Origin of the sequence: Rheinheimera sp. 4Y26 (genome assembly GCF_025245835.1) — a bacterium.
GTDB lineage: Bacteria > Pseudomonadota > Gammaproteobacteria > Enterobacterales > Alteromonadaceae > Pararheinheimera.
This window is the reverse complement of sequence record NZ_JAOBWS010000008.1, coordinates 24,427-43,457: the sequence shown is the minus strand read 5'-3', so window position 1 is coordinate 43,457 and position 19,031 is coordinate 24,427. Positions and strand designations below refer to the sequence as shown.

The 19,031-nt window shown below is 48.1% G+C and carries 17 protein-coding genes and 2 tRNA genes; 1 reads left to right on the top strand and 18 read right to left on the bottom strand.

What is annotated here, in order from left to right; genetic code table 11:
* Nucleotides 1-73: 73 nt before the first annotated feature.
* The 17 genes from N3Z11_RS11515 to rlmE form a co-directional block, all read right to left on the bottom strand.
* Nucleotides 74-1,147, bottom strand: coding sequence for a hypothetical protein (locus N3Z11_RS11515; protein WP_260657326.1), 1,074 nt, complete (start codon nucleotides 1,145-1,147; stop codon nucleotides 74-76).
* Nucleotides 1,148-1,265: 118 nt separating this feature from the next.
* Nucleotides 1,266-2,240: a lipoprotein NlpI gene (nlpI, locus tag N3Z11_RS11510; RefSeq protein ID WP_260657325.1), complete on the bottom strand. Its 975-nt coding sequence runs from the start codon at nucleotides 2,238-2,240 to the stop codon at nucleotides 1,266-1,268.
* Nucleotides 2,221-4,350 (bottom strand): polyribonucleotide nucleotidyltransferase, encoded by a 2,130-nt coding sequence (gene pnp, locus N3Z11_RS11505; RefSeq protein WP_260657324.1) that lies wholly within the window; start codon nucleotides 4,348-4,350, stop codon nucleotides 2,221-2,223. Before pnp ends, nlpI begins: the two co-directional genes overlap by 20 nt.
* Before the next feature lie 306 nt (nucleotides 4,351-4,656).
* Nucleotides 4,657-4,926 carry a 30S ribosomal protein S15 gene (gene rpsO, locus N3Z11_RS11500; RefSeq protein ID WP_260657323.1) on the bottom strand — a complete coding sequence of 90 codons (270 nt, stop codon included), beginning with the start codon at nucleotides 4,924-4,926 and terminating at the stop codon, nucleotides 4,657-4,659.
* A gap of 108 nt (nucleotides 4,927-5,034) precedes the next feature.
* Complete coding sequence (gene truB, locus N3Z11_RS11495) at nucleotides 5,035-5,973, bottom strand: tRNA pseudouridine(55) synthase TruB (RefSeq protein ID WP_260657322.1); 939 nt, start codon at nucleotides 5,971-5,973, stop codon at nucleotides 5,035-5,037.
* Nucleotides 5,974-5,977: 4 nt separating this feature from the next.
* Nucleotides 5,978-6,406 (bottom strand): 30S ribosome-binding factor RbfA, encoded by a 429-nt coding sequence (rbfA, locus tag N3Z11_RS11490; RefSeq protein WP_260657321.1) that lies wholly within the window; start codon nucleotides 6,404-6,406, stop codon nucleotides 5,978-5,980.
* 81 nt (nucleotides 6,407-6,487) lie between these two features.
* Complete coding sequence (infB, locus tag N3Z11_RS11485) at nucleotides 6,488-9,160, bottom strand: translation initiation factor IF-2 (protein WP_260657320.1); 2,673 nt, start codon at nucleotides 9,158-9,160, stop codon at nucleotides 6,488-6,490.
* 24 nt (nucleotides 9,161-9,184) lie between these two features.
* Nucleotides 9,185-10,681, bottom strand: coding sequence for a transcription termination factor NusA (gene nusA, locus N3Z11_RS11480; RefSeq protein ID WP_260657319.1), 1,497 nt, complete (start codon nucleotides 10,679-10,681; stop codon nucleotides 9,185-9,187).
* Nucleotides 10,682-10,710: 29 nt separating this feature from the next.
* Nucleotides 10,711-11,166, bottom strand: a complete 456-nt coding sequence (gene rimP, locus N3Z11_RS11475) for a ribosome maturation factor RimP (RefSeq protein ID WP_260657318.1) — start codon at nucleotides 11,164-11,166, stop codon at nucleotides 10,711-10,713.
* Between the two features lie 273 nt (nucleotides 11,167-11,439).
* Nucleotides 11,440-11,516 (bottom strand) — tRNA-Met (locus N3Z11_RS11470).
* Between the two features lie 138 nt (nucleotides 11,517-11,654).
* Nucleotides 11,655-11,738: transfer RNA gene (locus N3Z11_RS11465), tRNA-Leu, on the bottom strand.
* A 33-nt stretch (nucleotides 11,739-11,771) separates the two neighbouring features.
* Nucleotides 11,772-12,110 (bottom strand): preprotein translocase subunit SecG, encoded by a 339-nt coding sequence (secG, locus tag N3Z11_RS11460; RefSeq protein WP_260657317.1) that lies wholly within the window; start codon nucleotides 12,108-12,110, stop codon nucleotides 11,772-11,774.
* Nucleotides 12,111-12,112: 2 nt separating this feature from the next.
* On the bottom strand, nucleotides 12,113-12,856 hold the full coding sequence (tpiA, locus tag N3Z11_RS11455) for a triose-phosphate isomerase (RefSeq protein ID WP_260657316.1): 744 nt from the start codon (nucleotides 12,854-12,856) through the stop codon (nucleotides 12,113-12,115).
* A 161-nt stretch (nucleotides 12,857-13,017) separates the two neighbouring features.
* Nucleotides 13,018-14,352, bottom strand: coding sequence for a phosphoglucosamine mutase (glmM, locus tag N3Z11_RS11450; protein WP_260657315.1), 1,335 nt, complete (start codon nucleotides 14,350-14,352; stop codon nucleotides 13,018-13,020).
* Nucleotides 14,349-15,188 carry a dihydropteroate synthase gene (folP, locus tag N3Z11_RS11445; RefSeq protein WP_260657314.1) on the bottom strand — a complete coding sequence of 280 codons (840 nt, stop codon included), beginning with the start codon at nucleotides 15,186-15,188 and terminating at the stop codon, nucleotides 14,349-14,351. Before folP ends, glmM begins: the two co-directional genes overlap by 4 nt.
* A gap of 298 nt (nucleotides 15,189-15,486) precedes the next feature.
* On the bottom strand, nucleotides 15,487-17,406 hold the full coding sequence (ftsH, locus tag N3Z11_RS11440; RefSeq protein WP_260657313.1) for an ATP-dependent zinc metalloprotease FtsH: 1,920 nt from the start codon (nucleotides 17,404-17,406) through the stop codon (nucleotides 15,487-15,489).
* A 54-nt stretch (nucleotides 17,407-17,460) separates the two neighbouring features.
* Complete coding sequence (gene rlmE / locus N3Z11_RS11435) at nucleotides 17,461-18,090, bottom strand: 23S rRNA (uridine(2552)-2'-O)-methyltransferase RlmE (RefSeq protein WP_260657312.1); 630 nt, start codon at nucleotides 18,088-18,090, stop codon at nucleotides 17,461-17,463.
* An 83-nt stretch (nucleotides 18,091-18,173) separates the two neighbouring features.
* Between rlmE and yhbY the strand changes: the two genes are divergently transcribed.
* Complete coding sequence (yhbY, locus tag N3Z11_RS11430) at nucleotides 18,174-18,470, top strand: ribosome assembly RNA-binding protein YhbY (RefSeq protein WP_260657311.1); 297 nt, start codon at nucleotides 18,174-18,176, stop codon at nucleotides 18,468-18,470.
* Here yhbY and N3Z11_RS11425 read toward each other — a convergent pair.
* Nucleotides 18,467-18,871, bottom strand: coding sequence for a hypothetical protein (locus tag N3Z11_RS11425; protein WP_260657310.1), 405 nt, complete (start codon nucleotides 18,869-18,871; stop codon nucleotides 18,467-18,469). The two genes, yhbY and N3Z11_RS11425, sit on opposite strands and share 4 nt — an antisense overlap.
* Nucleotides 18,872-19,031 lie beyond the last annotated feature (160 nt).

The window sequence follows — 19,031 nt, the reverse complement described above, 5'->3', positions numbered from 1 at the left end:
GGCATCACAAGCATCTAAAACTGTCTTTGTAGCCAGTCAGCTCAAAACTCCGTCAATAGATGAACCAGCTGGCTTAAGGCGCCACAGCAGCCTGTTGCCCGGCATTTTGTATCACTAATGCCTGCTGTGCAGGCCTGTATCCAAGCTTTGCTGCTTGTTGCATCCAGTGCTGCCATGCCGGCCAGTCCTGTTGCTGTCTGGCAAGATAAGCAAAATAATAAGCAGCCGGCATCAGCTGCTCAGGCCTTGCCAGCTGCTTGTGCAGCAATTTCAGGTAGAGCGCCGGCATGGCAAGTTCATAATGTTGCATATGGGTATCTGCCGCCACCAGCCGGTACGCCTGCAGTCCGGCGTGATGGCAGCTTGCTACCGGCGTTAATTCAAGTTCATTGGCATCAAGTTGCCAGTGCTGCTGATAAGCGGCTAAATCCGCTTTATGGAACAGCAGATTCGCTGTCAGCCGTCCGGGTTTGCATTCATCTTTGGCAACTTTTGGCATCAAGGCATATTCGTCAAGAAAACCAAAGGCATGACTGAATTCATGGCGCAATAACGCCAGGTCGCTTTGTTCCGGCAGTTGTAGCACACCATTGTTATAACTGGCGCCACCCCGCCCGGCCAATACCAGCAACTGATGGAAATCCACATCGCGCATCTGCTGTTGCAGTGCCGGTAAATCACATTGAATTCTTTGTGTTGGCTGCTCTGAACATTGCAGCAGCATGCTGTCGATAAAGCGCGGCGGCAACCAGCATATGGGTAACGAGCCCAGTTGCGGATCCTGCTGCCAATTGTGCAATAACAATTGCCACTGCCTGGCCTCGGCCAGGCCAGTCACTACCGGCAGTACCGACAAGCGGCAGGCCTCTGTCTGCAGAGTAATAGCGGCAAAAGGCCGTTGAAATTGCTGTTGCTGATCTGGTGTTAGTCTTTGCCAATGGCCCAGTTCAGCCCAATATGGCGCCAGTGCACTGGCGTCAGCAGGAAGCTCAGCCAGCCACTGCCCCAGCAGCACTTTGCTGCTGTGCTGTTGTAACCGGAATACCGCGGCCACAGCTGCGGTATGACCTAAAGCTGCAGCCTGCTGGTATAAGGGCAAGGCCTGACTGATTAACCTTTGTTGTTCGGCTTTTTCTGCCTGCTGCATGACCCTTTGTGCTGCATGCTGCAACGCACTCTGTTCAGACTCTGCCGGACTGCAGCCAGTGAGCAGCAAGCATAAAAAAAAGCCAGCAAGCCGGCTTCTTTTCATTCTGATTAAAGGGTTAATGCGCATGCTCTTCATCTTCAGCTGCCGCATCCTCAGCCGCAGCACCTTCGGCCACAACCAGCTGGCGTAATCTGGCCATTTCCAGCCTGGCATAACGATGCTCAACAAACTCATACACATTGGTTGCCAGAGTTTTTTTGTAGTATTCAATGGCTTGTGTTGGGTTCTTCTGCAGGGCATGCCACTTCGCCAGATAAAAATACACCTCACAAAGTTGCTCTGCCAGCTGTTTGGGCTCCAGCGCATTGCTGCTGGCAATATTCAGCAGTTGTTGCTCGCTGATATCACCCAGATAAAAAGCGGCTATCTGGCTGGCCCACTGTTTTTTATCCAGCTTAACAAACTGGGCTCTGAGCTCAGCCTGTGCAGCTTGCTCTGACTGCTCTACCTGCGCCAGATACAACCATAAAGCGCGGTATGGATCGGAAGGCTGAATACTCTGGAACTGTTTAAAGTCACGCAGTGCCAGTTCCAGCTTGTCGTCATACTGCAGAGCAATAGCCCGGTTCAGATAGACGTACTGATAGTCCGGCTCCAACTCCAGTGCCGAGTCAAATGCTTCATAAGCAGAGTCAAAATCACCGTTTAAGGTATGGTGAATGCCGATAAAATTGTAGGCATCTGCCATATCAGGTTTAAGCCTGAGCGCACGCATAAAATCAAAACGGGCTAAAGCCGCCAAACCGACGCTGTCGTACATGACACCACGGTCATAGTACAAACGGGCTCGTTGTGGTTCGGTTAGTTCGGCAGATTGCAGAATTTCGTTCAGACGGGCTATCGCAATTTCAGTGCGGTAAGGCACCACCATCGGCTCGGGGGTTAAGGGTTGTTCCACCAACACACCAGCAGGTGCTGGCGCAGTGGCGGCACAACCGGCAATGCCACTGCCAAGCAGCAGTGACAGCAGACCGGCAAGTACCAGCCTGCTTTGCCTGAAGGTGTTAACCTTAGTTTGTTGCTTCAGCATGAGCAGCTTCAGCAGATGATTTTTCACCCGCTTCTTTGATGCTCAGACGGACACGGCCTTGCTTGTCAACTTCCAGTACTTTTACCTGTACTTTCTGGCCAACAGATAAGTGATCAGCAACATTGCTGACGCGCTCGTCAGAGATTTGTGAAATATGTACCAGACCATCTTTACCTGGTAACACGTTTACAAAGGCACCAAAATCAACGATACGAACAACTTCACCTGAATACACTGCGCCCACTTCAATTTCAGCGGTGATAGCTTCAATTTTTGCGATGGCAATAGCAGCAGCCTGAGAGTTGGTGGCGGCAATTTTTACCGTACCGTCATCTTCGATCTCGATGGTTGTGCCTGATTCTTCAGTGATTTGACGAATTACAGCACCACCTTTACCAATCACATCACGGATTTTTTCCGGGTTGATTTTTAAGGTGTAAATGCGTGGCGCGTGCTCAGACAGTTCTGAACGGTGGGTGCTGATTGCCTGATCCATCACATTCAGAATGTGGATACGTGCCGCTTTGGCTTGTTTCAGCGCGATCTGCATGATTTCTTTGGTGATACCTTCAATTTTGATATCCATCTGCAGTGCAGTGATACCGGCTGTGGTACCCGCCACTTTAAAATCCATATCACCTAAATGGTCTTCGTCACCCAGGATGTCAGACAGTACAACAAAGTCGTCGCCTTCTTTTACCAGACCCATAGCGATACCGGCAACAGAAGCTTTGATTGGTACACCAGCGTCCATCAGAGCTAATGAAGAACCACAAACAGAAGCCATTGAGCTTGAACCGTTTGATTCAGTGATTTCAGACACCATCCGAACTGTGTACGGGAAAGTTTCAAAATCTGGCATTACAGCAGCAACACCACGTTTAGCTAAACGACCATGGCCGATTTCGCGGCGTTTTGGTGAACCTACCATGCCGGTCTCGCCTACTGAGAACGGAGGGAAGTTGTAGTGGAACAGGAAATGGTCAGTTTTGTCTGACAGCAGATCATCCACAGTTTGTGCATCACGGGCTGTACCTAAAGTACAGGTCACCAGCGCCTGAGTTTCACCTCGGGTGAATAAAGCAGAACCGTGGGTACGTGGCAGCAGGCCGGTCATCACTGACAGAGCGCGGATCATTTCGTTGTCACGGCCATCAATACGCGGTTCGCCTTTGATGATACGGCTACGAACAATTTTTGATTCCAGGTTATGGAAAATTTCACCGGCTTCAGTTTCGTTAAAGCTTTCGCCTTCAGCCAATTCAGCTTTAATTTGGGCAAATACTTCAGCTTTGATGGCACCGATACGCTCGTAACGTTTGGCTTTTTCTGTGATACGGTAAGCTTCGCCTAAGGCTGCGGTAGATAAGGCTTCAATTTTTGCGATCAGTGGCTCGTTCTTGGCAGGAGCAACCCATTCCCAGGCAGGTTTGCCACCTTCAGCGGCAAATTCAGCAATGGCTTTAATGGCCGTTTGCATCTGGTCGTGGCCATATACCACAGCACCTAACATCACTTCTTCTGACAATACGCCAGCTTCTGATTCAACCATCAATACCGCGTTAGCAGTACCGGCAACCACTAAATCTAACTTACTGGTTTTTAATTCGGTTTCTGATGGGTTTAATACGTACTGACCGTCAATATAACCCACACGGGCTGCACCTAATGGACCGCTGAACGGGATTCCTGAAATAGCTAAAGCGGCAGAAGTACCCAGAATTGCTACGATATCAGGCTGAATTTCAGGTTGTACTGAAACGACAGTGGCAATCACCTGAACTTCGTTGGTGAAACCTTCAGGGAATAAAGGGCGGATTGGACGGTCGATCAGACGGGAGATTAATGTTTCGCCTTCTGAAGGGCGACCTTCACGTTTAAAAAAACCACCTGGGATACGGCCGGCAGCATACATTTTTTCCTGATAGTTCACTGTTAACGGGAAAAAGTCCTGGCCCGGTTTTGGTGCTCTTTTACCAACAACTGTCACTAAAACTGAAGTGTCGCCCATGCTGGCCAACACGGCACCGTCTGCCTGACGGGCAATAACGCCGGTTTCTAAAGTAACAGTGTGTTGACCAAACTGGAATGATTTTACAATGGGATTCACGTGGTAATTTCCTTTCTGATGTGCGCGTGGACCGGGGCTCTGCTGAGCCTTAAACGCGCTATATTTGGGGTCGATTTTTCGCCCGACAGTATAGCTTGTAAGCACCGACAAAAGATAGCCACCAAAGCATGGCACTTAAGAAAAATCAGCACTTTGCGATAGGCTATTTGCCAATGATTACCAGACAAGACTTTTAAAGAGAAATCCGGACAAAAATCAACGGTCTTTTGTGCTGCAATGCTGAATTTTGGTCAACAAAAAAGGAGCCGAAGCTCCTTTATTGTTCTTACCGGGTTTAGCGGTCGATTAACGACGCAGACCTAAACGCTCGATCAGAGTAGCGTAACGAGCCTGGTCTTTACGCTTTAAATAGTCCAGCAGCTTACGACGCTGAGAAACCATACGCAGCAGACCACGACGTGAGTGGAAGTCATGCTTGTGATCAGCGAAGTGTGGTTGCAGTTTGTTGATAGAAGCAGTTAACAGAGCTACCTGTACTTCTGGTGAGCCAGTGTCGTTAGCAACAACGCCGAAATCGGCCAGAATTTTTGCTTTTTCAGCAGTAGTTAGTGACATAAAATCCTCCAGGATTATTGAATGTTGCTGCAGCCAGGCACTAATCCAGCATACAGCCAAAAAACAGCGCGCATTCTAGCATGCCCGCCATTGATTACAACCTATATTTCAGCTGAGCTGAAACTGACTGGTGTTCAGCAGCCTGCGCACAGATAACACCTGCTCTGCCACAGCGCCAATACCAATAAACTGACCGGTTTGGGTGTAAAGTTTTACCGCATCAAGGGTAGCCGCAGCTTGCAGGCTATCAAATTCAGTATCGCTCAGCACAACTGTCTGGCCATGAACCAGTCGCTGATGCTGTATGGGCGTGATGATAAGCTCTGGCAGGCCAAGCAGGGCCTGGTCCATCGGCAATAACAAAGCGTCAAGACCAGCCCAGTCCTGACGCTCATTCAGCGGCACTAAATCAGCTTCAGTACGCATCTGGCTGGCGTTAAAAGGCCCGACGTGAATACGGCGCAGCGCCGTGACATAAGCACCACAACCTAAAGTTTCACCTAAATCGTCGATCAGAGTGCGGATATAAGTGCCTTTACTGCAATGCACGACAAAACGGGCGTCCTGACCATCAAAAGACAATAAATCAAATTTAAAAATCTCTATTGGTCTGGCTTCACGCGGCACAGTAATACCCTGACGGGCGTATTTATACAGCGGCTGGCCCTGATACTTCAGCGCCGAATACATGGTGGGCACCTGAAGTTGTGGCCCGCGCGCCCGCACTACAGCCGCCTCAAGTTCGCTCTGGCTAAAAGCAATTGGCTTTTGGCTGATCACTTCGCCGGCCGCATCGCTGGTGTCGGTACGAACGCCAAATCTGGCTGTTACTTCGTAGGTTTTGTCGGTATCCAATAAAAACTGACAAAACTTGGTGGCCTCACCAAAACAAATCGGCAATAAACCTGAAGCTAACGGATCCAGCGCGCCGGTGTGGCCGGCTTTTTCCGCCTGATACAACCAGCGGATGCGCTGCAAAATACCGTTACTGGACACTTCTAATGGCTTATCCAGTAACAAAATGCCATTCACGGGACGACGTGCCATTGGCTTATTCTTCTTCGTCTGCGTGTTTGGCCGCTGGCGTGTCTAATTCCTGACCTGCATCAAGACGTTTTTTCTCGTCCGACTTGCGCACAGTTTCTACCAGATTTGCCATGCGGATGCCTTCATCCAGCGACTTATCAAAATAAAAACGGATGGTCGGCACAATACGCGCCTGAATACGCTTGGCGATTAAACTGCGGATAAAACCCGAAGCGTCATTTAAAATATTCAGGTTTTCCTGAACTTTTTCCGGCGCCAGGCCTAAAAAAGTCACATGAATTTTGCAGTGAGATAAATCGCGCGATACGTCCACCGCTGACACTGTGATCATGCTGTGCAGGCGCGGGTCTTTAATTTCGCGCTGCAGTATCACGGCAATTTCCTGCTGCATCTGTTGGGATAACCGGTCAACCCGGCTGAACTCTTTAGCCATAAAATGTCCTGCTTCAATAGAAACAAACAGGGGCACCCGGCCCCTGCTTTAATATTTACAGTGTTTAATCAGGCACTTGCGTTACAGTGTACGCACAACCTGAATCACTTCAAACACTTCAATCTGGTCGCCTTCACGGACGTCGTTGTAGTTCTTCACACCGATACCACACTCGAAACCGTTACGGACTTCAGATACGTCGTCTTTGAAGCGACGCAGTGATTCCAGTTCACCTTCGTAGATCACCACGTTGTCACGCAGTACGCGGATTGGCGCATTACGTTTAACCACACCTTCGGTAACCATACAGCCGGCAACAGCGCCGAACTTCGGTGAGCGGAACACATCACGAACCTGAGCCAGACCGATGATCTGCTGTTTAAACTCTGGTGCCAGCATACCTGTCATCGCCGCTTTTACTTCGTCAATCAGCTCATAAATGATGCTGTAATAACGTAAGTCCAGACCTTCTTCTTCCACCAGTTTGCGGGCAGAAGCATCGGCACGAACGTTAAAGCCGATGACGATAGCGGATGAAGCTGCTGCCAGTGTCACGTCGGTTTCGGTAATACCACCAACACCACTGCCTACAATCTTCACTTTCACTTCGTCGGTCGACAGTTTCTGCAGTGACTCGCTGATGGCTTCCACTGAACCCTGTACGTCAGCTTTCAGGACGATGTTCAGTTCAGACACATCACCGTCTGTCATGTTGGCAAACATGTTTTCCAGGTTGGCTTTTTGCTGACGGGCCAGTTTCACATCACGGAACTTGCCTTGACGATACAGGGCAACTTCACGGGCTTTACGCTCGTCTTTCACCACTGTGACTTCATCACCAGCTTGTGGCACACCAGATAAACCTAAAATCTCTACCGGAATAGAAGGACCGGCTGATTTTACTTCTTTACCGTTTTCATCGCGCATTGCACGAACACGGCCGTATTCAAAACCACAAAGCACAATTTCGCCTTGTTGCAGAGTACCTTCCTGCACCAGGATAGAAGCAACAGGACCACGGCCTTTGTCCAGACGGGATTCGATTACAACACCACGAGCCAGACCTTTTTTCACTGCTTTTAATTCAAGCAGTTCAGCCTGGTTCAGAATGGCTTCGAGTAAATCGTCGATACCCATACCGGTTTTGGCAGAAATTGGCACAAATTGAGTGTCACCACCCCATTCTTCCGAAATAACATCGTACTGGGATAATTCGTTACGAACACGATCCGGATCTGCATCCGGTTTATCCATTTTGTTCACTGCAACCACTAAAGGTACACCAGCCGCTTTTGCGTGCTGAATGGCTTCTTTGGTTTGTGGCATCACACCATCGTCAGCAGCAACCACCAGCACAACGATATCTGTGGCCTTAGCACCACGGGCACGCATTGAGGTAAAGGCGGCGTGACCTGGGGTGTCGAGGAAAGTAACCATACCGCGTTCAGTTTCAACGTGGTAAGCACCGATATGCTGGGTAATACCACCGGCTTCGCCGGCCGCAACTTTGGCTTTACGGATATAATCCAGTGTTGAAGTTTTACCATGGTCAACGTGGCCCATCACAGTCACAACTGGTGCACGCGGCTCCAGTTCACCCTGACCTTCACGGTCAGACATCACTGCTTCTTCCAGCTCGTTTTCTTTGGTCAGGGTAAATTTGTGGCCCATTTCTTCACAGACAATGGCCGCAGTTTCCTGATCAATCACCTGGTTGATAGTCGCCATAGCGCCCATCTTCATCATCACTTTAATCACTTCTGATGCTTTTACTGCCATTTTAGCGGCGAGTTCAGCCACAGTGATGGTTTCACCAATTTTTACTTCACGTTCAACAGGCTGGGCTGGTTTATTAAAACCGTGCTGCATGCTGGTTGGCGTTTTCTTTTTCTTATGGCGATTGGCGCGGTTAAATGCGTCTTTATCGTCATCATCTTTTTTCTTGGCTTTGCCAACAGGGGCTTTTTTGCCATGACGGCGGCCGCCACGCTCATCGCGCGCGTCAACTTCGTCTTCTGCCTGTTTGGCATAAACGTTAGACGTCAGGTGGTAATCACCAATTTCAACCGGTGATTTTTCTTCTTTCGCCCAACGTTCAGCGTTTTCTTCAGCCAGTTTACGGGCTTCTTCTGCCTGACGTTGTGCTTCTAATTCCAGCTTACGCAGACGTTCAGCATCTTGCTGAGCAATAATGCGGTCCGCCTCACGTTTGGCATCTTCTTTAGCCTGGCGACGGGCCGCTTCTTCCGGATCATCTTTGAGCAATTGAGCACGGGCTTCCGCCTGTTTTTTCGCTTCTAATGCTTTACGTTCAGCTTCAGCCTTTTTATCGGCTTCTTCTTTGGCTTTACGTTCTGCAGCCGCTTTTTCCGCAGCCTGACGTGCTTCTTCCGCTTTTTTAGCTTCTTCAGCTAAGCGGGCTTCTTCAGCTGCCTGCGCCGCAGCGTCATCCACCAGAGGACGTTTAACGTAAGTTTTTTGCTTTAATACCTGCACCTGAATTTCACGGTTACGGCCTGCGCCACCGCTGACACTCAGGGTTGTAGTTTCTTTGCGTTTTAAAGTTAAACGCGATGGTTCAGTGCTGGCACCACCATGTTGTTTACTCAGATGTTCCAGTAAAGACTTTTTCTCTTCTTCTGAAACCACCTGACCGGCTTTTTTCGAGATGCCTGCATCAGCAAATTGTTGGACTAACCGATCAACAGTCGTTCCCACATCACTGGCTAGTTTTTCAATCGTTACTTCTGCCATGTCAATGTTACCTCCGTTGACCTATCAGTTTTCTTCGCTAAACCAAACAATATTGCGTGCAGCCATAATCAGCGCGGCAGCTTTTTCTTCGTTCATTTTTTCAATTTCGAGCAAATCATCGACACCTAATTCAGCCAGATCGTCGAGCGTCACCACACCTTTGCTTGCCAGCACGTAGGCGGTGTGCGTTTCTAAACCAGGCAGGTTCAACAGCGCTTCACTCGGTGTTGCACCTTCCAGTGATTCTTCACTGGCCAGCGCACGAGTGGTCAATACAGCCTTGGCACGTTTACGCAGCTCTTCAACTGTGTCTTCGTCCAGACCGTCAATTGCCAGTAATTCACTGACAGGTACATAAGCGATTTCTTCCAGCGACGAGAAACCTTCATCAACCAGAATACCGGCAAAATCTTCATCGATTTCCAGTGACGACATAAAGAGCTCAAGCACTTTGGAATTTTCTTCCTGGTGTTTTTTCTTCATATCAGACACTGACATCACGTTCAGCTCCCACGCCGTTAACTGGCTGGCTAAACGCACGTTCTGACCGGCACGGCCAATCGCCATTGGCAAGTTGGCATCTTCAACGGCGATATCCATCGCATGACGTTCTTCATCTACGATGATAGAAGCCACTTCAGCCGGAGCCATCGCATTAATCACAAACTGAGCCGGATTGTCGTCGTACAGCACAATATCTACACGCTCGCCACCTAATTCACCGGAAACGGCCTGTACCCTTGAACCACGCATACCCACACAGGCACCAACCGGGTCGATACGACGGTCGTTGGTCTTCACGGCAATTTTGGCACGTGAACCCGGGTCGCGGGCAGCACCACGAATTTCAATCATTTCTTCGCCGATTTCCGGCACTTCAATGCGGAACAACTCAATCAGCATCTCAGGACGGGTGCGGCTTAAAAACAGTTGAGCACCACGTGCTTCCGGATTGACTGCATATAATAAAGCGCGGATACGGTCACCCGGACGGAAAGTTTCGCGTGGGATCATCTCTTCACGGGCCAGCATGGCTTCAGCATTGTTGCCTAGATCCACAATAACGCTGTCACGGTTTACTTTTTTCACCACACCTGTTACCAGCTCACCAACCTGATCGATATAAGCTTCAACCACTTGTGAACGTTCAGCTTCACGAACTTTTTGCACAATGACCTGCTTGGCCATCTGAGTGGTAATACGGTCAAATACTACAGATTCAATTTGCTCTTCAACATAATCGCCGATTTGCAGACCTGGCTCGTCATATTGTGCTGCTGACAAAGTCATTTCGCGGGTTGGATGCTCCATCACATGGTCATCAGCAACCACCAGCCAGCGCCGGAAAGTCTCATAAGCACCGGTTTTACGGTCGATAGAAACACGAACTTCGATGTCGCTTTCATTTTTCTTTTTGGTAGCGGCGGCCAGTGCATATTCTAATGCCTGGAAAATCTTTTCACGCGGCACTGACTTTTCGTTCGAGACCGCATCAACTACTAATAAAATTTCTTTTGCCATGTTTTCTGCCTCACTAAGAGCCGGTTAACTTAAAAAACCGGAACTACGTTTGCTTTATCTACGTTATCCATAAGCAAACGATAAGGTTTGCCATCCACTTCAATTACCAGCATGTCATCGACAATTTCCAGCAGCTGCCCTTTAAAACGACGGCGGCCGTCCTGTGGGATCGCCAGCTTTACTTCCACTTTCTGACCAACAACTTTGGCAAAATGAGCAGGTGTAAATAACGGACGGTCCAGACCAGGAGAAGAAACTTCGAGGTTGTATTCGTTAGGGATTGGGTCTTCAACATCAAGGATGGCGCCCACTTCACGACTGACCAGCGCACAGTGATCAACTGTCACTCCGTCCGGATGATCAATAAAAAGCCGCAGAGTGGAATGACGCCCAGCAGGCACGAACTCGCAGCCCAACAACTCAAAGCCCGCAGCTTCTACTGTTGGACCTAACAGCTCGGTTAAGCGCTGTTCTTGTTTAGTCAAAGAGACCTCCAGAAATAAAAAAAGGGCATATAGCCCAGAATTTTAGTACATCAATACTTCAGATATAAAAACGCCCCGAAGAACGGGGCGAAGTTAAATCTGAAAAAACAAGATATCGCCAATCTTGTTTATAAATCTGGTCTGTTTATCGAAGTTCCGCCATTGATTGCGGTCATGTGATAAACATCTTGCACTAACTCTTAGTTGAGTGCCGCAAAGCTGTTTTGTAATTATCTTGTGCCTTAAGCACATCAAAACAGGATTTTCAAAAGTTGGTTGCGGGAGCCGGATTTGAACCGACGACCTTCGGGTTATGAGCCCGACGAGCTACCAGGCTGCTCCATCCCGCGTCCGTAACTGGCGTGCATTATATAGTGCTGAGCACTGTATCGCAAGATTTGTTTTAACTGTCACTGACTTAGTTTGCTTTTTGCAGCGGTGTTTTAACTCGCTGCGAATGACTAAATACAAAGGAACAGTTGAAAGAATGGTGCCGAGAGCGGGACTCGAACCCGCATGCCTAGGGCACTACCACCTCAAGGTAGCGTGTATACCAATTTCACCATCTCGGCTAAAAACGTTGCTGCGTTGCAGTGGTTGCTAACTTAGTTACCAACCGGAATATCTTTAGTTGTGTCTTTCTTTTCTTCGGCAGTCGGTGCTTTTTCAACAACAGGAGCTGTAAGATTTTCAAATTCAGAATTTTTCTCGATATGGCTGGTATTGTAATTACCTAATACCAGACTCAACGCAAAAAACACTACCGCAAGAATTGACGTTGATTTTGTCAAAAAGTTACCTGTGCCTGAAGAACCGAAAATAGTTGCAGACGCACCGGCACCAAAAGAAGCGCCCATATCTGCACCTTTACCGTGCTGGATCAACACCAGACCGATAATTGCCAGCGAAACTATTACGTATAATACAATTACAATTTCGTACATGGTTAATCCTGTGCACTTAGGCAAATTGCAGCAAATTCTGCAGGTTTTAAACTTGCACCACCGACCAGACCACCGTCTATATCAGGCTGTGCGAACAGGGCAGCGCAATTTTCTGCGTTGACGCTACCACCGTAAATAATTCTTACTTGTAGTGCCGCTTCTTTATCATACTGGCTCAAGTGAGACCGGATAAAAGCATGCACTTGCTGAGCCTGTTCCGGCGTCGCCGTCTCACCTGTTCCTATGGCCCAAACCGGCTCATAAGCGATGACTGAATGCCTCAGCAATTCAGGGTGCGCAGCATACACTGCATCCAAATGCTGTGCAAGAACCTGCATAGTTTTTTCTTGCTGTCTTTCGATTAAAGTTTCGCCAAAACAAACAATTGGCGTTAATTTCGCCGAAATTGCCTGCTTGGTTTTTGCTAAAACTACAGCGTCAGTTTCTGCAAAAAGCGCACGGCGTTCAGAGTGACCAATAATCACATACTCAGCACCAGCGGCGCGAAGCATATCAGCACTGATCTCCCCTGTGAAGGCTCCACTGCGCTCACTGCTGACATTTTGACCACCCAGCTTATATTTGTCGCTTTTCGGAAATTGACTTAGAAATATTACAGGCGGACAGATCAGAATTTCAGCGGCTGAAACCGCCAAACTATTAAGGCTTGCACTGGCTTGTTCCACCAGTTCAACACTGCCATTCATCTTCCAATTAGCGGCAATTAATGGTCTGCGTTGTGTCATGAGAGCTCCGGTGTTTTAGCGCGCGAGATATTAACGAACATGGCACTGAGGCACAAGCTATGCTTTATAAAAAAAGCGCCATTGGCGCTTTTTTTATCTGCTGTGTTGTCAGACTGAAACTGCAAAATCAGCCGCAGTATCAGCTTAGCAAAAGTCTTTATCTAACTCGCGATTTTCACAGCAGCAGCAATTTTTTCGGCATATTCCCGTACCTGCTGTTGTTCTCTTCCTTCAACCATTACACGGATCAGCGGCTCTGTACCCGATTTACGAATAAGTACACGCCCCTGACCGGATAACTCTTGCTCTACTTGCGCAATCACTTCTTTGACATGTAAATTCTCTAAAGGCGCAGTACCTTTTTCAAACTTCACATTCACCAGCACCTGAGGCAACTTGGTCATGCCCTGGCTGAGTTCTGCCAGTGATAATTTGGTATCGATCATTGAAGCCAATACCTGCAACGATGCAATAATACCGTCACCGGTGCCTGTGTGATCAAGGTTCAGCACATGGCCTGAGTTTTCGCCGCCAATACGCCAGCCTTTTTCCTGCAGCAGCTCCATCACATAACGGTCGCCTACCTTGCTGCGGGCAAAGGGAATGTCCAGCTCAGCAAGTGCCAACTCCAGGCCCATGTTGCTCATTAAAGTGCCAACCACACCACCCTGTAACCGACCACGCTCTTTGGCAGAACGGGCAATCATATAAATAATTTCGTCACCATCAATCTGGCGGCCTGTGTGATCCACCATCATCACGCGGTCACCATCACCGTCATAGGCAATACCCAGATCAGCCTTTAAGTCAACCACAGCCTGTTGCAGCGCTTCGGTATGAGTTGCACCACATTTTTCGTTGATATTTAAACCATTGGGGCTGCAGGCGATGGTATGCACTTCTGCGCCAAGCTCTTTAAACACATTAGGAGCAATGTGATAAGTAGCTCCATTGGCACAATCCAGCACTATGGTAAAGCCACTTAACGACATATGTTTAGGCAAGTGGCTTTTGCAAAATTCGATATAACGACCTGAAGCATCGTCAATACGTTGCGCTTTACCGAGTTTTTCTGATGGCTCACACACCATCGGCTGCTCGAGTTCAGCTTCGATTGCCAGCTCAATGTCATCGTCTAACTTCGAGCCATCGGCCGAGAAAAATTTAATGCCGTTATCATAATAAGGATTGTGTGAAGCACTAATGACAATACCTGCTTCGGCACGGAAAGTATGAGTCAGATAAGACACTGCAGGCGTTGGCATAGGGCCTAATAACCGAACATCGATACCGGCAGCAATGAGGCCTGCTTCCAACGCGGTTTCCAGTAAATAACCGGAAATACGGGTATCTTTACCAATCAACACCTTACGGGTACCACGTTGTGATAACACACGGCCAGCGGCCCAGCCTAATTTCATGGCAAATTCAGGGGTAATAGGAAACTCACCCACCCGGCCACGCACCCCATCGGTACCAAAATACTTCCTGCTCATTCTAATTCTCCAGACATTGTCGCTTCAGCCACGGCTATTGCATCGGCTGTTTCTCTGACGTCATGCGTGCGGATAATGCGCGCGCCATGCATGACGGCTATTGTGGCACAGGCAATACTGCCTGCCAAACGTTCTGATACCGGCCTGTTCAGTAATTGGCCTATCATCGATTTACGCGACATACCAGCCAGAACGGCAAAACCAGACTGCTGAAACTTACTCAGCCCAGACAGCAGCTGGTAATTTTGCGCCAGCGTTTTGGCAAATCCAAAACCGGGATCCAGAATGATTTGACCCGGTGCTATACCGGCTTTTATACAAAAACTTGCTCTTTCTGTTAAAAAAGTCAGCACTTCGTCAGTAACCTGCTGATAGTCTGTCAGTTGTTGCATAGAACCCGGCATACCACGCATATGCATCAGACAAACCGGCACCTGAGTCTGAACAGCAACTTCTACCGCACCTTCGTCCTGTAACGCCCGCACGTCATTAATAATGTCAGCACCGGCAGCTATCGCCGCTTTCATCACTGCAGTTTTATAGGTATCAATAGAAATGACAGTATCAAATTCACGACGGACAAGTTCGATCACAGGAATAACTCTATCCAGCTCTTCACTGATAGACACTTCTGCGGCACCAGGACGGGTGGACTCACCGCCAATATCTATAATGTCAGCGCCGTCTTTAAGCATTTGTTCAACCTGACGCAACGCAGCATCATGGCCGACAAATTTGCCACCATCTGAAAATGAATCCGGCGTGACATTTAAAATGGCCATCAGTTTGCATTTATCTAACAACAATTGTCGATTACGGGGTAACCTCAACAACATCAAACACCTCGTTGATACAATTTCACGGCAAAACATAAGTTCGGCCTTACAGGCGTAATAAGAAGTTTGCTGCGCCTTTACTAAAATGCGCCCGGCAAACCACTGGCTTTGGAGTAACTTCGCAAGTGAAAGCAGTCTGGTTAGGGCTTGTGTTTGCGAATTGCAGTTACCGCCCAAGCCCACCACTTTTTATCCAGCTGAAAAATACAAACCCCGAACAAGTCGGGGTTTTCAATTACTTTAACGTACGACAGCACCGGCTCGGTCTAAGCTTTAGCTTTGCTCTTGGTGAACCCTTTTAGTGCAATGGGTTCTCTGCTGGTTTGTCGTCAACTTTGACGTCTGCTACAGCAGCACTGTCACCACCTGATGTTTGATCAGGCTTTTTGTCTTTTGGCTCCCAGTGCTCTGGTGGACGCACTTCACGACGCGCCATCAAATCATCAATTTGTTTTGCATCGATGGTTTCGTATTGCATCAGACAATCTTTCATCGCGTGCAGAATATCCATATTTTCTTCAATCAGCTTTTTCGAGCGCGCATAGTTACGGTCGATAAAGTCGCGGATCTCTGCATCAATCAGCTTCACTGTGTCTTCAGACATACTCTTGTTTTTAGTCACAGTACGGCCTAAAAACACTTCACCCTCTTCTTCTGCATACAACAATGGGCCTAATTTTTCGGAGAAGCCCCATTGAGTAACCATTTTGCGTGCCAGGTTGGTGGCGCGTTCAATGTCATTGGATGCACCAGTGCTGACAGCTTCATCACCATAAATGATTTGCTCGGCAATACGGCCACCAAACAACGAGCTGATCATACTTTCCAGATAACGTTTGGAATGACTGACTCTGTCGCGCTCAGGTAAATACATAGTCACACCCAGGGCCCGGCCACGAGGAATAATACTGACTTTGTAAACCGGATCATGTTCAGGCACCAGACGACCGACAATAGCATGCCCTGCTTCGTGATAAGCCGTCATTTCTTTTTCTTTTTCCGTCATCACCATAGAACGACGCTCAGTACCCATCAGGATTTTGTCTTTGGCTTTTTCAAACTCATCCATCGACACCACACGACGGTTATTACGGGCTGCAAAAAGTGCGGCTTCATTCACTAAGTTTGCTAAATCAGCACCTGAAAAACCTGGAGTACCACGGGCAATTAATGATGCATCCACACCATCGCCTAATGGTACTTTACGCATATGCACTTTCAGAATTTGTTCACGGCCACGTACATCAGGTAAACCAACAGTAACCTGACGGTCAAAACGGCCCGGACGTAATAATGCAGGGTCTAATACATCTGGTCTGTTGGTGGCAGCAATCACGATAATACCTTCATTACCATCAAAACCATCCATCTCAACCAGCATCTGGTTTAAGGTTTGTTCACGTTCGTCATGACCACCACCTAAACCGGCACCACGCTGACGACCGACAGCATCAATTTCATCGATAAAAATAATGCAAGGTGCGGCTTTTTTCGCTTGTTCGAACATGTCGCGTACACGGGACGCGCCCACACCAACAAACATTTCAACAAAGTCAGAGCCTGAAATGGTAAAAAACGGTACTTTGGCTTCGCCGGCAATAGCTTTAGCCAATAACGTTTTACCTGTGCCTGGTGGGCCAACCATTAAAACGCCTTTTGGAATACGACCACCCAGTTTCTGGAAACGTGATGGGTCTTTTAAGTAATCCACCAGCTCAGATACTTCTTCTTTGGCTTCGTCACAACCTGCAACATCAGCAAAAGTAGTTTTGATTTGGTCTTCGCCCATTAAACGGGCACGGCTTTTACCAAAAGACATGGCACCTTTACCACCTCCGCCCTGCATCTGGCGCATAAAGAAAATCCAGACGCCAATCAGCAGTAACATTGGGAACCAGGAAATGAAAATCTGACCGAGCAGACTGCCTTCTTCCGGCTGCACACCAGTACCATCTACACCGTTTTCAATCAGGTCTTTGAGCAAACCATCGTCATAACCGCCAGGGATCACGGTTTCAAAACGCTGACCATCCCGCTTCACACCTGTGACTACACCAGTGCGGTCCACTTTCACTTCACGGACCTGGCCTTGTTTCACGTCGTTAATAAACTGGGTGTAACTGGTTTGCCGCTCGCTACGGTCGGTTGGACTGAAACTGTTGAACATCGTCATTAAAATGACGGCGATCACCAGCCATACCATTAAATTCTTTGCCATATCGCTCAAGGTTATAACCTCTTGTTACCAGAAAATGCTTCTGTTGCTACTTTACTAGAGTTTGAAGCCTGTCGCCACGATATAAGTCTCGCTCGAACGTGAACGCGACGAATCGGGCTTTCGGATCCGTACAGTGCCAAATACATTACGGATGTTCTGCACATATTGTTCAAAACCATCACCATGAAATACTTTGACCACAAAACTGCCGTTCTGTTTCAGTACTTTACTGCACATATCCAGCGCCAGTTCTACCAGATACATACTGCGGCTCTGATCAACTGTGGCATTACCGCTCATATTGGGTGCCATATCGGACAACACTACATCAACATTACGGCCACCAATACGGTCAAGCAGCGCATTGAGCACTGCATCTTCACGAAAATCGCCCTGCAAAAAAGCAACTCCGGCCAATGGATCCATCGGCAAAATGTCACAGGCAATGACACAGCCTGAAGGCCCTACCAGCTCAGCCGCTAATTGCGACCAGCTGCCTGGGGCTGAACCCAGATCCACCACAGTGTTGCCGGGTTTAATCAGTTTGTCTTTTTGCTGAATCTCTTCGAGCTTAAATGAAGCCCGTGAACGTAAGCCTAATTTTTGCGCTTTATGCACAAAAGGGTCTGATACATGTTCCTGCAGCCATCTGGATGAGCTGGCAGAACGCTTTTTCTTGGTCATGGAACTACTCTTAATTGGTCTTCCCTGCAAGATGGCGGTACAATAGCGTAATTTCAAGCTTTCCCAATGGAAAAAGTCTACTTATGAGTTTATCAAACAAACAAAAACAGTTTTTAAAAGCCAAAGCGCACGAATTAAAGCCAATTATTCTGCTTGGCGGCAACGGTCTGACCGAAGGTGTGATGGCTGAAATTGATCTGGCGCTTGAACACCACGAGCTGATCAAAGTCAAAGTGCCAAGTATTGACCGTGACGAAAAAGTTGCAGTGATGGACGCTATTGTCCGCGAATCCAAAGCTGAAAAAGTGCAGGTGATTGGTCACATTCTGGTTTTATACCGCGCAGCCAAAGAGAAAAAATTAGTACTGCCACGCGGTTAAGTTTTTTCTGTCAGATAACCGGCCGCCTGTAAATGCAGGCGGGCAGTTACTTCATCATCGACAAAATTCCGCACCACATCCCCAGGCTGCTGTACATCAGTCGCTTTTAAATATTGCCACAGCAATAAAGGATCGGCAGGTTTAATCACTTCCACTTGCTTTAAGCCGTTGGCATAACTCCAGCTCACCACAGCTTTAAATAAATCAAATACTTGCTGCGGGCTCACTTGCCACAACCTCATATCAACCACTACAGCCCAATCATCGCCTAATAAAGCTTTTGCGGCGGCTTTAAAGTCTTTTTGATAATCAGCTGCCACCAACAAAGTGGATACGCCATTGGCGCGCACCCACAAGGTTCGTTGTTGCACCTGTAACTGATAAGCTTTTGTTTGTTTCATTAAATCCAACCGCCTCACCCACAATACGAGCCTTTGCTTTGTCAGCCCGTGCTATCGACAGTCTGGCGTTTTGTTAAAAATGTTTGGCACCATCATGTTACACCAGCCATTCAAGTGATTGTCAATGCAACCTTGGTCGCAATCAGAGCAAAAAAACCGC